This is a genomic window from uncultured Kocuria sp. (assembly GCF_947500125.1).
Taxonomy (GTDB): Bacteria; Actinomycetota; Actinomycetes; order Actinomycetales; family Micrococcaceae; genus Kocuria.
The window spans coordinates 1-14120 of sequence record NZ_CANMRA010000051.1 but is presented as its reverse complement, the minus strand read 5'-3'; the positions used below and the strand labels follow the sequence as shown (position 1 = coordinate 14120).

General features: G+C 60.1%; 12 protein-coding genes and 2 pseudogenes. 6 read left to right on the top strand and 8 right to left on the bottom strand.

What is annotated here, in order from left to right; genetic code table 11:
* Both Q0817_RS19095 and Q0817_RS19090 read left to right on the top strand, forming a co-directional pair.
* On the top strand, positions 1–345 hold a 345-nt coding region (locus tag Q0817_RS19095; protein WP_298591790.1), incomplete at its 5' end, for a GDSL-type esterase/lipase family protein.
* A gap of 38 nt (positions 346–383) precedes the next feature.
* Positions 384–1220, top strand: a complete 837-nt coding sequence (locus tag Q0817_RS19090) for an arginase family protein (protein WP_298591789.1) — start codon at positions 384–386, stop codon at positions 1218–1220.
* 43 nt (positions 1221–1263) lie between these two features.
* Here the strand turns inward: Q0817_RS19090 and Q0817_RS19085 are convergent, their stop codons facing one another.
* From Q0817_RS19085 to Q0817_RS19075, 3 genes are all read right to left on the bottom strand, one after another.
* Positions 1264–1746, bottom strand: a complete 483-nt coding sequence (locus Q0817_RS19085) for a hypothetical protein (protein ID WP_298591788.1) — start codon at positions 1744–1746, stop codon at positions 1264–1266.
* Positions 1727–2011, bottom strand: coding sequence for a hypothetical protein (locus Q0817_RS19080; RefSeq protein ID WP_298591787.1), 285 nt, complete (start codon positions 2009–2011; stop codon positions 1727–1729). The genes Q0817_RS19085 and Q0817_RS19080 overlap by 20 nt, the downstream gene beginning before the upstream one ends.
* A 920-nt stretch (positions 2012–2931) precedes the next feature.
* The gene (locus tag Q0817_RS19075) at positions 2932–3432 is read right to left on the bottom strand and encodes a hypothetical protein (RefSeq protein ID WP_298591785.1); all 501 of its coding nucleotides are present in this window, start codon (positions 3430–3432) and stop codon (positions 2932–2934) included.
* A gap of 906 nt (positions 3433–4338) precedes the next feature.
* Between Q0817_RS19075 and Q0817_RS19070 the strand changes: the two genes are divergently transcribed.
* On the top strand, positions 4339–4578 hold the full coding sequence (locus Q0817_RS19070; RefSeq protein ID WP_298591784.1) for a hypothetical protein: 240 nt from the start codon (positions 4339–4341) through the stop codon (positions 4576–4578).
* Between the two features lie 124 nt (positions 4579–4702).
* Complete coding sequence (locus tag Q0817_RS19065; RefSeq protein WP_298591782.1) at positions 4703–4969, top strand: tyrosine-type recombinase/integrase; 267 nt, start codon at positions 4703–4705, stop codon at positions 4967–4969.
* 52 nt (positions 4970–5021) lie between these two features.
* Here Q0817_RS19065 and Q0817_RS19060 read toward each other — a convergent pair whose 3' ends face one another.
* Positions 5022–5804, bottom strand: a complete 783-nt coding sequence (locus Q0817_RS19060) for a hypothetical protein (RefSeq protein ID WP_298591780.1) — start codon at positions 5802–5804, stop codon at positions 5022–5024.
* Positions 5804–8446, bottom strand: coding sequence for a hypothetical protein (locus Q0817_RS19055; protein WP_298591779.1), 2643 nt, complete (start codon positions 8444–8446; stop codon positions 5804–5806). Before Q0817_RS19055 ends, Q0817_RS19060 begins: the two co-directional genes overlap by 1 nt.
* Before the next feature lie 1188 nt (positions 8447–9634).
* Between Q0817_RS19055 and Q0817_RS19050 the strand changes: the two genes are divergently transcribed.
* Positions 9635–10440 (top strand): IS5 family transposase gene (locus Q0817_RS19050; RefSeq protein ID WP_298591777.1). Its coding sequence is split into 2 segments (ribosomal slippage): positions 9635–9974 and positions 9974–10440, totalling 807 coding nucleotides; the frame shifts between segments, so codons are not numbered across the junction.
* A 12-nt stretch (positions 10441–10452) separates the two neighbouring features.
* Positions 10453–10908 (top strand): annotated as a pseudogene (locus Q0817_RS19045) (integrase core domain-containing protein); the annotation flags it as partial.
* A gap of 297 nt (positions 10909–11205) precedes the next feature.
* Here Q0817_RS19045 and Q0817_RS19040 read toward each other — a convergent pair.
* The 3 genes and pseudogenes from Q0817_RS19040 to Q0817_RS19030 form a co-directional block, all read right to left on the bottom strand.
* Complete coding sequence (locus Q0817_RS19040; RefSeq protein WP_298591791.1) at positions 11206–11943, bottom strand: DUF4760 domain-containing protein; 738 nt, start codon at positions 11941–11943, stop codon at positions 11206–11208.
* Between the two features lie 252 nt (positions 11944–12195).
* Positions 12196–13179 (bottom strand): annotated as a pseudogene (locus tag Q0817_RS19035) (IS630 family transposase).
* A gap of 167 nt (positions 13180–13346) precedes the next feature.
* Positions 13347–13940, bottom strand: coding sequence for a recombinase family protein (locus Q0817_RS19030; RefSeq protein WP_298591776.1), 594 nt, complete (start codon positions 13938–13940; stop codon positions 13347–13349).
* Positions 13941–14120 lie beyond the last annotated feature (180 nt).

Below are 14120 nucleotides of genomic sequence, written 5' to 3'. Positions count from 1 at the left end.
GATCTCACGGTGACCGCGCCCTCGTCCGGGACGACGAGCAAGGCCACCGCGCTACACCACTATGCGGGGCTCAACTCGCCAGCTGTGGGCGAAGACGAGCAAAATGACCGGATCAAGGCCACCAACACCGCGATGCGCGAAGAAGCAGAGCGTCTGATCGTCCCCTTCGTGGACTGCTTCGAAGCCACATCCACCAATGCCCTGTGGCGTCGCCAAGTCAGCGCAGGCGACGGCTACCACCCGGACGCCGCCGGCTATGAGCTACTGGCCCAGACAGTGACCACTCCCGTTCTGGACTGGCTGAACAGCCCAAGCAACCATTCGCCCCTGGTGCAGTCACAATGACCACACCAGACCGGGGCATCCCGGAAAGGACCCAGGACATGTCGCTGCCACTGGTGACCGTCGCACAATGGCAAGGATCGGGTTCCGACCGCAGAGACCGCTTGGTGACTGGAGTAGTTGCGCTGTCAGAACTTTTGCAGGGATCAGTGGCTTCTTCCGTGACCATCCCGGCGCCTACCGCGCTCAACGCAATTAAGCCGATCGAGCAAGTGCCGGCCCTTGCCACGATCCGCGCAGACCTGGCTAAGACCCTGCAAGAAATCCACGGCCCAGTGATCACCATTGGAGGCGATTGCGGAGTCGAACTAGCGGCGGTCGAGCACGCTCTAGCGAAGACTCCAGGACTGGCCGTGGTGTGGTTCGATGCACACGCAGACCTGAACACCATCGACTCCAGCCCCTCTGGTGCATTTCACGGAATGGTCGCGCGCGCACTCCTTGGGGAGGCGCCTCCACAGTTGACCCCGAAAGCCGCGGTCCCCGCCGACAAATTCATCCTGGCCGGAACACGGGCCATGGACCCAGCGGAACAGGACTACATCACCGCTCACTCGATGACGCATCTGCTGCCAGAAGCGCTCAGCGAACCCACCGCACTGCTTGCTGCGGTGGATGCCGTCCAACCGGAAGCCCTCTATCTTCACGTAGACGTCGATGTACTCGACCCCAGCGTCATCAACAGCACCGGCTTCACAGAACCGGAAGGGATGAGCCTCGACAGCCTCACCCATTGCCTACGGACGCTTCTGGCCAAATACCCCCTGGCTGGCGGGGGCCTCACGGAGTTCTCACCTGCCACTCCACTTGCCGCCCGCGAGGAGCTGCCGATCATCCAAGAAATCCTCGACGCCTTCCAAACACCACAGCTCCCCTGAGCACACAGACCAGCAACAGACCCTCAGCTACGCCCCCCCCGGCTTAAAAAAGGGTGGGGTGATCGGGGTCGATGCCGTGCACCAGCTCGCGCACCACGTCCTCGTCCCACCCGTGGGTTTTCAACTCCTCGCGCAACTGCCGGGACCGGGTGGAGCGTTCGACCTTCGACAGCCGACGCCACCGGGCGGCGGTGGCCGAGGGCATCCGGCCCTTCATCGCCCGATCGGCCATGTTCTCCGAACGAGTGCCCAGCAGCAGGTGCGTCGACGGGTCCAGGGAAGCGCGCACGCACAAAGGGACGTCGCACCAGTGCAACGCGGTCAGGCCCTCGATCGCGGTCAGACCGCCGTGGATGGTGGCCAGGGCGAAGCGGTGGGCGGCGACGGCTCTTTGACCGCCGGCGGTGGGCAGCCAGAAGCGGCCGTAGCCGTCATCACTGATCGCCCCAAGCCACAACCAGCACGAGTCGGGGTCCGGGCCTTTCAAGACGTGGGAGTAGAAGCGTTCAACGTCCGAGGAATGCACGGCGGGCCTCCGCTCGGTGAACCAGCAACAGCAGCAGGCACGTGATCACGACCCCCACTCCGATCGCCGTCCAGGTGTCGTCGTTCACCCCGACCACCGTCCACACCATGAACAGGTACGGGGCGATGGACACCGTGCCGGCCAGGCGGTGGCGCACGGGGGAGGGCATCGGGATGATGCGCAACAACCAGTGCGCTAGGCCGTGCCCGATGCGGTAATACAGGCGCACCCACCACAGCAGGTAGGGGATCAGGATGCGTGGCATGGGCCGGCCTCCTCTCTTTCCCGGTGGTTGTCCGTGACGCTCCCATGTGCGCTGGAGGCCTTCCGTGACCATGAGCGCAGGACCAGCACCGCACAGTGTTTGTCCTGCTGTGTTCCACCCTAGAGACGTTGTCCGACCCCAAAAATCGATCCAGTGCGCCTCGCACGAACGAGCCTCGTGGATCGCCGGGAGTTAGGAGCCGGTCGGTGCTCGAACGTGTGTGCGAGGGCGGCCCGCGGAGATGCGCCCGGCACCACCGAGGTCCCCACTCCGCAGCTCGACATCTTCGGCGCCGTGGCGTAGCGATGCCGACACCGCATTAGCTGCTGGCTGGGCCCGGTGCTGTGAAAGAACCGTTGGGGTCCTGACGACGTTTTGTGACCACCCACACTGGACGGGGTTACCGAGTCGCCAGCGACAGCGTTACCGGCCATGGCGGCAGATCATACGAGAGAACGACACCACGGTCCCCACAGACGATTCCACCCTGTATCTGCCAGGTGCCCCCGCTCCTGCCGGTCCCCGGTGGCTGCGGTGACGCCCCGGGCAACGCCCGTAGCGCACCAGGATGGACGGAGGAATCCGAGGGACTGCCCCGGGTCTACCTAACTCCTGAACGCGGCACTGGCCTGCCGACTCAACATCCTCGTCTCCGGCGCAACCCGGGCCGGTGATAAACAGGGCTGTTGGCATGACAGCAGCTCCAACACCTAGACGCAATCGTCGCTTCCAAAGACTGGCGCCCGGTCCACGTGGGACCCAGCTCCAACTCGCTGCTGCGTGGCCTACACTCGCCTCTGGTGACCTGCTTATCTCAGACCAACCATCAGGCAACGGGGCGTCCGGTGGAATCGTCGCAATGATTGCTGTCCACGCCGTGCTGCGCGATGTCCCAGCCTCGATGAAGCTGGGCGTCTGCGTCACTCGGGCTTCGGCACCGTAGCGAACTCGCCCACGAGCTTGATGCCGAGCTTCGCCGCATCCTTCTTGATCGAGGTGAGGGCCTCGTCATTGAGGAAGCGTGCGCCGTCCACGATCTCGACCGCGCGCGGACTGCCGGGGCGCGAGTTCCAGCCGTTCACCGCATTGCCGCCCAAGTAGCCAGCTTTCTTGGCGAACTCCGTGATCTCTTTGGAGCTTGCACCGCGACCCTCCTCAGCATTAAGGCGCCCGATCGCGCCAAGGTAGGTAATCGTGGCCATCTGCCGCTGCCTCGAGGTGGCAGACCGCCCGACGTCCCGAGGAAACGGTGGCTCGTCGTGGAGCGGGTCGTACTCGACCGGGTCCCCGACCCCGGCCTGCCCCTCAGCCGCCTCGCCGGGAGGCGCTCCTGCTGCCCTGTCCAGCTCCGCGAGAAAGGCCTCCGCGGCTGCCCGCGCAGCCTTGATGAGGATTGCGGACTCGTAGTTCGACTCATTCATGATGTCTCCCGGCAATCAGGTTGCATGTGCTGTACAGGTGCAAATGTATTCCCATTGCACGTGCTGTGCAAGTCCAATCGAGGTACAAATGCTTCTACTGGAAGCAGGACCGGTTCATCCCGGCCCTGCCCCGACAAACATCAGAAACGGCGACGTATTGGTGACCAAAAACCTGGAATCTGACACGGTGCGCCGGGGTTCACAGGACCGCCAAGGGGTCCTCTCAGCCCCATCTATCGGCATCGTGTCGTATTAGGTTAGTAACACGACACGCGATAAAGGCCGTGATGCCCCTCCCCTGACTACGGCGGGGCTACCGTGACATCGCCTGCAGTCCGGGTCCTCTCCCCGCTGGTCAACGTCCGTGCTCGGCACCGGCCGGCGGCAGGACGTACCCGGCACGGGTTCCAGAACGGGTGCCTCGACCAGGCGAACACCACGAGACCCGGGCGTGGGGGTCACCCGCTACGGAAAGGAGTGCTGCAAGTGGCCTTGCCGCCGATACCGACCGAGGTCCCGCTGACCGAAGCAGTGGGCCGCTACCTGGAGGCCTGCCGGAACAAGGCGCTGATCCGGCGGCTGTCCCCGCCACCGTGGGCAACTACACCGTGGACCTACACCGGTTTCTCGAACTCCTCCCGCAGGCCAAAGAGCACAATACCGAGTCGGTCACCGGCACCCACGTCGATGAGGCGTTACTGGCCTACGCCAACACCGCCGACCACCGCCGGAAACCCGCCCCCGGACAGATGGTGGGTGACACCCGGAGACGGATGGCGGCCACCGAACCCGAGGCCAAGGCCGCCGGCTCCACCCTGCGGATGCGCCGATCACTGTCGGGATTTTTCACCTGGTGCGTGGACCAAGCCTTCGCCGCCGTCTCCTCCCCCCCTGCGCACCTCCGAGATGGAACCCAAGGACGAGGGAAAGCTGCGAGTGGAGCGCACCTCCTTGGACCTCGAACAGGCCCAGACCCTGCTCACCCACGGACCCGGAGACGCCACCACGAACCCCCATCACGACCGTGATGCCATCGCCTTGGCGTTGATGGGGGTGCTGGGGTTGCGGGCCGGGGAGATCGTGAGCCTGGACACCGATCACTTCACCTCCGCCACGCCCAGCGCCCCGGGTTCCTTGCAGATTTAGGGCAAGGGCCGCACCTGGCGCACCGTGCCCCTGCCACCCTAGCTAAAGGCAGTCATCATCGCCTACCGCGCCCATCTCGGCTCCGCGGCGCCGGCTGCTCTCGGCCACCGGCAACCGTCTGGCGGTGCGCGACATCGAACGCCTGCTCGAACGTGCCGTGAAGCGCACCCGGGAAGCGGATACCGCCCACGCCCGGGCGGTGATTCCGCACGGGCTGCGGTACAACGCAGCGACCCTGATGCTGGCCGAGGGCTGGGACGTGAAGTTCGTCGCCCAGCTGCTGGGCCAAGCCTCGGTGAGCACTATCTCCCAGTACCTGGATGAGCTGCCCGAGGAACTGTCGGTGGCGATCAACGCCCACCCGCTTACCCCGGCACGGCGGTGGACCTGACCTGATCAACTTCGCAGGACTGCGGAGGGCAACCCAGCTATAAGACCAGCATTCAGTATGCTGCGGCTGCACGCCAGGTTTGTTCGACGCGGTGTAGGAAGTCCGTGCCCCGTAGCGATGGTGCAATGGTAGCTACCGAGTACGCTACCAAGATCGCGCCACGCGCGGTGTCGTCCCCCAATAATCCAAGGTGGTCGAGAACGGTGAAGTACCGCTCGGGAAGCGGTTTGTTTTGCGAGACAAGTTCCTGCACACAGTACTCTTGTGCGGTGGCTTGCTGGCTCCCGCTCCCCGGTTGTACCAACAGACGTTGATTAACTTGGCGGACCATATATTCCAAGCGGCGCGGCGTAAAGTTGAGCCCAAGGTCCATCACGACTGCTTGCATGATCGACGAGACATCCGTCGAGGTAATGTCTACCCATGACAAACGGTGCTGCTCATTCCGGGACGCGAGAACAGCATTTTGCGCTAGAAACTTGAGCGCAAGCTGCAGTTGCTCCGCAAGGATATCAGCAGCAGTCTGATTGTCCGGGAACTGCCCCGTCCAAGATTTATAATAAATTTTTGCATCAGAATTGCTGGAGTGCTGTGCACCCGTTCGTAGTTTTCTGAGGACCGAAGTGAAGCTTTCAATTTCGGGCCTTCTTCGGATGTTGCGTAGGAATCCAATATCGACTGAAAGCTCTTCGTGAAAAAACTTATAGTATGACGAAACCAGCTCATCAAAGTCGCCTTTAGATGCACATACCGGCTTAAAGTCTGGACTCTCAACACTGAGGCCAACTCCAGTAGCTGTCCTCTTAGCTGTAATCAAAATGTCGATCGAGTCCATCACGAGCGGTCGGCTTCCTGGAACACGGTGCGAGGCTCCGCGACAGCTCCTCGCGATAACTTGAAACCGATAAGAAATGCGGGCATCCGTTGATTGCGGGCGAATTCACCGGTGGCAGAGAAAAGATGGGGTTCGAACTTGACCTGCGTCCCAAGCTCGTTGACCCACACCGCTCCGGATCGAGCATTTGCAAACTCGACCCTCCCTGTAAAGACACGAGGCCTTCCCGAGTCGTCCGCCAAAAGATAAGAAGTATATATCCGTTTCGATAACTGTCGAGTGAGATCTCCAACTTCGCGGAATAGATTGCTTGCCTCCGCGAATCTTAGCGACTGAAATTCAGCGATGGCTTGGGCGAATTTTAGTCTGTACAAGTCGGGGAGCCGGGCATCTGCCAGATCCCGAGTCAAGGCGGCTATTTTAGCAAGGTCAGTCGGTGAAAGGTAAAGCGGTGTCCGTTCTCCTTGGAGAAGGCGGTCGCCAGTGATCTCTTTCCAAGTCAAATTGACTAAAAGCTGTGCGCAACGCCAGTCCTTTCTAATTTCTGGCAGTGCTTCGCGCAGACGCGTCAAAGCTCTAGATTCACCTTCGGCGCCATTTTCCGCGTCAAACTGAGCCAAGAAGTAGGTTGCAGCCGGATTGGGATTCTGTTCCAAATTCTGGAGGTACTTCCAAACAGCGTCGTCGTCGGCAAGAAGCTTTTTCAGTTCCACCCCGCGATGATCGAGGTTCGCGCGCTGCCGTTCGGATAGTGTGGTCCGATCCAAAGACTCGAGGGTCGCAACAGCATTGGCGAGGCTATCGATGCGTTCCTCTGGGTTCAACATGTTAGTGGCGATAGCATCCCGGGTCGACCAAGCGAGGACGTCTACCGGATAGGTGTTTCCCGGATCAATAGCTCTCGCCTCCAGTACTGCGCTAAGGACATCGTTGAGGCGTGAAGCGAGCCCAACGACTGGCATGGTGTCGTCATGGTGCGCAAACTCGTGAATAATGCCGCCGAGTGTCGAAGCAAGCTCTACCGACAGAGACAGGCGCATAAGCCCCCGTGTAGATTCGCTGGATAGGACCTCATCCAGCATTTCATTGTTGTACTCCAACGTAGCAACTCGGCTTTCAGTGGTTCCCTCCTGCGCGTTCTGCTGCCAATGCACGTAACCCCGCACAAAGTGAGATTCTTGCAGAGCCAACCGCGGCAAGGGCTGAGCAAGTTCTTCGCGTCGTTCCCTAAGAGCGTCAGCTACTTCGCCGAAATAGGGTCTGTACTTTGGCTGTTCGGCGGCTGGTCCGACGCGTTCAAGCAGCGACACTAGGAACTGCACTTCGTCCGCGCCTCCTGCGAACCCATCGACGACACGCACACGTCGAATTGCTTCAGCGATGACTTCGATCTCGACGCTGAGCGGAACTTCCTGTTGCGTAAGCAGCTCCGCTTCAAGGTGGGATCTTACGCTGAGGTAAATTTCGCCGTTGTCGTCGTCAATCTCTCTGATAATGTCTGAAGACTGCAACGCGTCTCGGACACTCTGCGCCCCCTCGCGGCCAAGGATTCGCAGAGCCAGATCCATCGGCACTGGAATTCCGTGACGGCTGGCAACAAGTACCAGGGTTGTCACCCGCTGGATGGGCGCTCGTTCCGCAAACGACTGTTCTTCAAGGGGAATTTTCGATTCGTTGGGAGGCAGCAAATCTCCGAGGACGACGCCTGCGGCGTGAAATGCCGCCTGCATCGCGGTAAGGCGTTGGCTAGATGACGCGGGTGTGCCTTGGGCCCGAGCAAGTTTTGCTATCCCATGTTCCGCAGCGCGCATTTCATTTACGAGCCCGCTTCGAAGCTGACGCTCTGTTTCTGGAAGGCTGCGGTATAGGAAGGCGAGAAAGCTGGCGTCCAAGGTTTGTTTAGGGCGGCTCACCTCGACACCGAAGGAGTGAAGCAGGTTGATTAGCCGAGACGTTTCGCCCTCGCTGAGCTCCGCTGGCGCGGGGATAACGAGGGACGATGCTGCCTTCTTTTTGTACGCGGAGCCAACGATCAGAACTCTGCGCCCGCGGGCACGTAATTGTCGTGAAAGCGCTTCGTAGTCGCTGGGGTCGCACATGCCGTCCCAAATCAGCACGGTCGCGCGAGCTCCGCGCTCCTCTGCCCAAGCGGCGTACATGTCAATGTCTTCAATCGCTGGGCGCACCGTCCGGCGCGCCTGATGCAGAACAGCGACTTCACCGGAACGGGAAATCTCTACAGCAATCGACGCGAGACCAATGCTTTTTCCGGTTGCTGTCTGACCTTCGACCACGATTGGAAATGGCAGATTTCGACTGTCAAGTTGGTTACGGATCCGGGCGCGAACTTTTTCTTCGAAATCGCGGTGCATATTCATGCCAGCCGCTATACCCCGCCACCGTGGCATGCCCTCGGTCGCTCCAGCAAAGTTCCGGAACTCTTGATAGCGGGCGGCGGGAGAGCTGAAGACGGTCGGCGTAAGCAACCCGAGGTCTATTGGCCGGGCGGATCGCCGGATCTGATTCCAGGTATGCACATCGATATTGACAAACCCGTCGCCAAGAGCAATGACGTGATCGCCTGTGTCGCCCGGTGCCCTCCCGCCTGCGGCACCGACCTCCACAAGGTCTGAGATGGTCACTTCGAATGATTCGTCGTGGAGGACGAGTTGGCCTCTGCTTGCGAGGTCGGAGATAAGCGCGTTGTCTTTCCAGGGCCCCGCCGAAAATAGATGAACCTGTCCGGGTCCTAGGAGGCCTAGTGTTGGGGCCAGGTCGTAAACGTCTAGAAGATCTTCAAGGCCCCAACCGTCAATAACCACCGTCCCTTTCGGTGTCACAGTTTCTGTGACAAGCCGGGTTAGCTCTTGAATGCTTCGCATTCGAGCGGTGGCTTGCTCGACTGGTGTAGACGCCGGTCGCTCGGAGTCAGGTAGGTGATCAGCGCCGAAGAGATACCTGACTTCGAGATCCGAGGTGCTTCGTGACGGGGCCCTACCCATAGCCCCGTGCGACGAAATTGTGCGCCAATCAGCGGTGAACGCGTCGGCTACGTCACGGTTGGTCGCGCTGGTGTAGATGCCGTTCCAAGCGTAAGCGATCGACGATTCCCCGAGTACGTCAACACCGAGTTGACCTAGCAAAAGGAAGGAGGGCCCGCCAGCGAGTCGGCCAGCAAAGTGTCGAATGTCCTGTGCCAAGCTACCCATCCGTCTCCCCCCTTGAAAGTCACGGTTGGTGTAACGCTAACAGGGTGCGGAGGGAACTGATGCTTTTCTGCGTGTCTAGGACCGGTGAGCCAGACCCGGTAGGCGATGGCCAGGGTCGCGATGAGGCGTTTGCCGCGTTTGAGTTGGCTCAACCGAGCCGGTTCTGCTCCGATACTTATCGCGGCTTAGACCGGGTGGCTTCTTACTGGTGCCTGAGATCTCGAGGGTCCTCGGTCGCAGGCACGGGTTTAGGGTGCACGATGAGGTGGAATGCCCCATGAGCGATCGCTGGTAGCCAGCATCACCTGCGGCACCATAGGCCGGCGCCTGACCCGTCTCGGGATCTCCGTAGCAGCGGGACTTCACCCTGACTTGGGCGACCCGCGACGCCCACCGGAGCGGATCCATGCCGCCTGGCCTGGACACATGGTCCACCTCAGTGTGAAGAAAGTTAGCAAGATACCCGACGGCGAGTGACGGGCCCACGGCCGCGACAACGCTGCGGCCAAGCAGTTCAAGCGCGGCCCCGGAGCGAAGGTCGGCTACACCTAAGAGATCATTTCAGAATGAGTTCGACGTAGCTCTTGAACGCTGACGGAGTCCCCGGCGACCCCGGTGGGCATGATGGGGGATCTCGTTCCGGACTCGCTGTGGGAGCGGGTCGAGCCGTTGCTGCCACCACGCCCACCCCGGCGCCACCAGCACCCGGGTCGAAGGCCCGCCGATGACCGGGCCGCATTGACCGGGATCGTGTTCGTGCTCAAGACCGGGCTCGGCTGGAACCAGCTGCCCCGGGAGCTGCTGGGCGTTTCCGGGGTGACGTGCTGGCGGCGCATGAGGGACTGGACCGAGGCCGGAGTGTGGCCGGCGGTGCACGAGATGTTGTTGGCTGAGCTGCGCGCAGCCGGGGCACTGGACCTGGATCGGTGCGCGGTGGACGGCTCGCACGTGCGGGCCCTCAAAGGGGGGACCATGTCGGGCCCAGCCCCGTCGATCGCGGCCGACCCGGTTCCAAGCACCATTTGATCGTTGAGGCGAACGGCATCCCGCTACAGGTCAGCCTCACCGGCGGCAACAGCAACGACGTCACCCAGCTGTTGTCCCTGGTCGACTCGATTCCGCCGATCCGCGGGTTGCGTGGTCGGCCACCCCACTTGCCTCGGGAACTGTTCGCGGATCGTGGCTATGACCACGACAAGTACCGGCGGATGCTGCGCGCCCGCGGGATCACTCCGCGCATCGCCCGTCGAGGCGTCGTCCATGGTTCCGGGCTGGGCCGGCATCGCTGGGTGGTGGAGCGCGGCTTCGCCTGGCTGCACTGCTACAAGCGACTCCGGACTCGTTGGGAACGCCGGGCCGACCTCCACCTTGGGCTCCTGCAACTGGCCTGCGCGCTGATCTGCCATCGACGGCTCACTGCATTATGAAATGAGTTCTAAGTGCACTTGGCAGTGGACGGCTTTTCGAGGCTGACCTACACCGAAGCCCTCGAGGAAGAGAAGGCCACGACCACGATCGGTTTCTCCTGCCGGGCGAGAGCGTTCTTCGCCACCCTCGGCATCCCCTAAATTCATCGGGTGATCACTGACAACGGCACCATTTACAAGACCCTCGACTTCACCCAGTTTGTGGAAGTCCTGACCGGCCGGCACTAGCGGATCCGCCCGTTCCTACACACCAACCCACAACGACCGAGGTGGAACGGTACAACCGCTTGCTAGCTGACGAGGTGCTCACGCCTGCCCCTGTCCCAGCGAGCAAGCCCGCCGGGACGCCCTCGGGATCTGGGTGAATCATGCCAATTATCTTCGCCCCATACAGCCTGTGGCGATCAGCCCCCGGCCGCACGCGTCCTGGCCAGAACCAATAACGTCATGCCTCCTTACAACGGGTAGTGCATCATGGGCCCCCCAGTGGATTGCGCGCAGCGTAATATATACTGATTATAAAGTCACGTAACAAAACGTAATAAATTTGTTCTAGTGGTGTATGTTTTTGTAGTTAACTACACTTATATAAGTGAGTTCACACCGTGAACTCACTTAGAAAGGGTTGATTATGATCCATTTCGAAGAAGAAGAATGGGTATAGTTTCAACTATATCCAAGTTAAATCAGCTAATTTAATATAAGAATCACATAGAGATTGGTCCTTCAGGCCTGAAGGACCAATCTTTATGCTTTAGACTGCCGCTAACTTCTCCGAGATGATACCCTACGCTCTCTTCCTTCTGCGATCCTTTTTTCCAATTCGAATTGGCGCCTAAAATCTTCGGCAAGCCATTGGAGCGTTTCATATGTGCGACTGGCCGGCTTTCCTGTGTAGGCGCCGTGCTGAACTGCTTCCACATACTCCTTATTGCGATCATAAATTTTAACAATCAAAGAACCAGCCAGTTGCTTAAGTGTGCTTTGGTCGTAGAATCCCTCATAGGTGCCTACAGCCAATCTTTCTAGTCCATTTAGTATGTATCGAATGGACCGGCCGATTTCGAGGGCTTCCTCAACACTATTGCTTTTAAGTAGATCCGAAAGAGTTCCCTCCGGAGCGCTATTTGGCGTGAGAATCCACTTAACTCGTTCAGAATCCAGGGGTACTTTTGAATCTAAATGAGATGTAAGGCATTTAAATTTATCCATGGTTCCTTCCGACCATGCAGCATAAGCCTTAACAGTTTCATGGCGTCTTTGTCGCCGAGAGCTTACTAATACTCCTATGGCTGCAACTATTAGCGACGCGAGTGCCGCGGTTGTCCCTAGGGCCGTAATAATTACTTGCGGCAATACTTCCTTGTTATCAACAAAATGTACGATTGCAAATACTTCTGCTGTCCAACATGCAGCCACGGCGGTAGCTACAGTCAGGCATATTTTTAGTATAGAAGCGTCCTGAAACCAGGTATAAATGATTTTTGAAATATTTATCGACATGTAAACCACCAAAAATTGCTAAAAGTTCGTTCTAACGAATGGATAGAAATTCATGCACTTGTAATATAACCCGACGGTAATCTTAGGTTTTAGATTCCCTCGTTAAGCTCATCGGCAGCAGTGGGACTGCCGCACGGATAGGTGATAGGTTGACCTGACCTATAGTTTCGTTTCCAGTCGTGGGGGCTAGTGGCCCGTCGTTAAAGTGGTTGATCGGTTGACTTTTTTCAGAACTTCGGGGCTGGTCTTGATTCACACCAACGGGTGACAGCGGTCGTTCCAACCGGTGAACGAAGGCCCAGATCCCTTTGTTCAGCTCGGCCACCGAGGCGACGTCGGCCCGGTTCAGCACCTGACGCTCGATGATCCCGAATCACACCTCCACCAGCATCAATCATGACGCCAGAGTCGGTATGAAGTGCACCCGAAACCGGGGGTTGTCCGCCAGCCAGGCTTTCATCTTGGATGTTTTGTACACAGCGTAGTTGTCCATCACCAAGTGCAGCGGCCCCTCGGAGTAGACCTGGGCAACCGGCTTGAGGAAGGCTAGGAACGCCTGGCGCCGGTGCCGCGGCTTGCACGCGGCCATGACATAACCGGTGGCGATCTCCAGTGCCACGAACAGCGTGGAGGCCCCGCGCCGGATGTAGTCGGGGGTCCGGTTCCCCGGCTGCATCAGCAGCGACGGTGCCGTGCGTTTCAGGGCCTGAATTTGGGGCTTCCCATCCACCCACAGCACAATTGCGTTCTGAAGGCGGGGCCAGGTAGAGACCGATCACGTCGACGACCTTGGCCACCAGTTCCAGGTCGGTACAAAACTTGAAGGCCTCTTCCCGCCACGGGCTACCCGTACTCCCGCCAGGCTTTCGCCACCGTATTGTGATTGATTCCCAGGCGGGCCGCCAGCAGGCGCGAGGAGCAGTGGGTGACACCAAGCCTTTTCGGCAGTGGCGCCCGGGTGGCGGCCACGATCGGTAGGGACCGGCCCGACCGGTCGTGGTCGGCCAGCCCTTCGATGCTGGCCTCGGTGTAGCGGGCCCGCCAGGCAATCACGGTGGTGCGGATAGTCCCGACCTTCTTGGCGATTTCGATATTGGGGACCGCGTCAGCGGCCAGCAACAGGATCCGCTCCCGCTGCGCCAACCCCGCCCGCACTGAAGTGGAGCGCACCAGCCGGGTCAGTAAATCCCGGTCGCTTTCCCGCAGCAACAGCGGGGCCGCAGGATAATTGGCCATAGCCCATGGTCCCACCCCATCAAGCATTCAAGCAGTGCAAAGACGGGCCACTAGGGCAGCTGCCGCCCCGACCGCAGAAAAGACCTGCTGGACGGTGGACCGGCACTCAAAATGGCACCTGCACCGGCGGCTACGCCATACGCATTACGATGTTCACAAGGCTGGACTCAGATAGTCGTCGCTTGCGGCAACTCCCGGATCCGCCGATAAAGAGTGGACCTAGACATCCCGAGGTCACGGGCCACCTGGGTGGCCCGCTCCCCCGCATCGATCAACCGGACCGCGGCCCGGATCTGGGAGTCCGTGAAGATCGGGCGCCGCCCGCCGAGGTCCTTACCGGCAGCCCGGCGCTTGGCCACCGAGTCGGTGACCCGCTCCCGCTTGATCTCCAGTTCCATCTGCGCCAGGGCGGCCATGACGGTGAAGACCATCGAGCCCATCGGAGTGTGCGTGTCCACATCTCCGCCACCGAGGTTCAGCACCCGTAAACCAGCTCCGCGACCCCGTAGTGCTTCAGCGAAGGCCAGCATGTTTTGGGTCGACCGCCCCAACCGATCCAACGTCGTGATCACCAGTGTGTCGCTGTCCTCGAGGGCGGCCACTGCTTTGTCGAACTGTGGCCGGGATGTACGGGCTCCAGACACTCCATGGTCAACATAAAGGTCATCGCGCCGCACACCAGCATCAAGCAGATCAGACACTTGACGGTCTGCGTCCTGCTGCCGCGTCGAGACCCGCGCATATCCAATCAGCTTCCCCACGTCAACCCCTATGTGTCTCGCAACCGGTGCCTAGTACCTGACTCTAGGCACCTCGATAAAGCACATAGCTGCGAGACACGCGCGTCCGCGGAAACTTGCGGGAGTGTGAACCGCAACGATAAGTGGCGGCGTTCTGACGGAGCTAAATGGCGGCATCGAGGTCTTGTCTCCCGATCGGAT

Excerpts from the sequence above, each read along its gene's own strand:
- Q0817_RS19060 (WP_298591780.1), bottom strand. The coding sequence starts at position 5,804 with ATGGACTCGATCGACATTTTGATTACAGCTAAGAGGACAGCTACTGGA.
- Q0817_RS19080 (WP_298591787.1), bottom strand. The coding sequence starts at position 2,011 with ATGCCACGCATCCTGATCCCCTACCTGCTGTGGTGGGTGCGCCTGTAT.
- Q0817_RS19075 (WP_298591785.1), bottom strand. The coding sequence starts at position 3,432 with ATGAATGAGTCGAACTACGAGTCCGCAATCCTCATCAAGGCTGCGCGG.
- Q0817_RS19040 (WP_298591791.1), bottom strand. The coding sequence starts at position 11,943 with ATGTCGATAAATATTTCAAAAATCATTTATACCTGGTTTCAGGACGCT.
- Q0817_RS19090 (WP_298591789.1), top strand. The coding sequence starts at position 384 with ATGTCGCTGCCACTGGTGACCGTCGCACAATGGCAAGGATCGGGTTCC.
- Q0817_RS19070 (WP_298591784.1), top strand. The coding sequence starts at position 4,339 with ATGGAACCCAAGGACGAGGGAAAGCTGCGAGTGGAGCGCACCTCCTTG.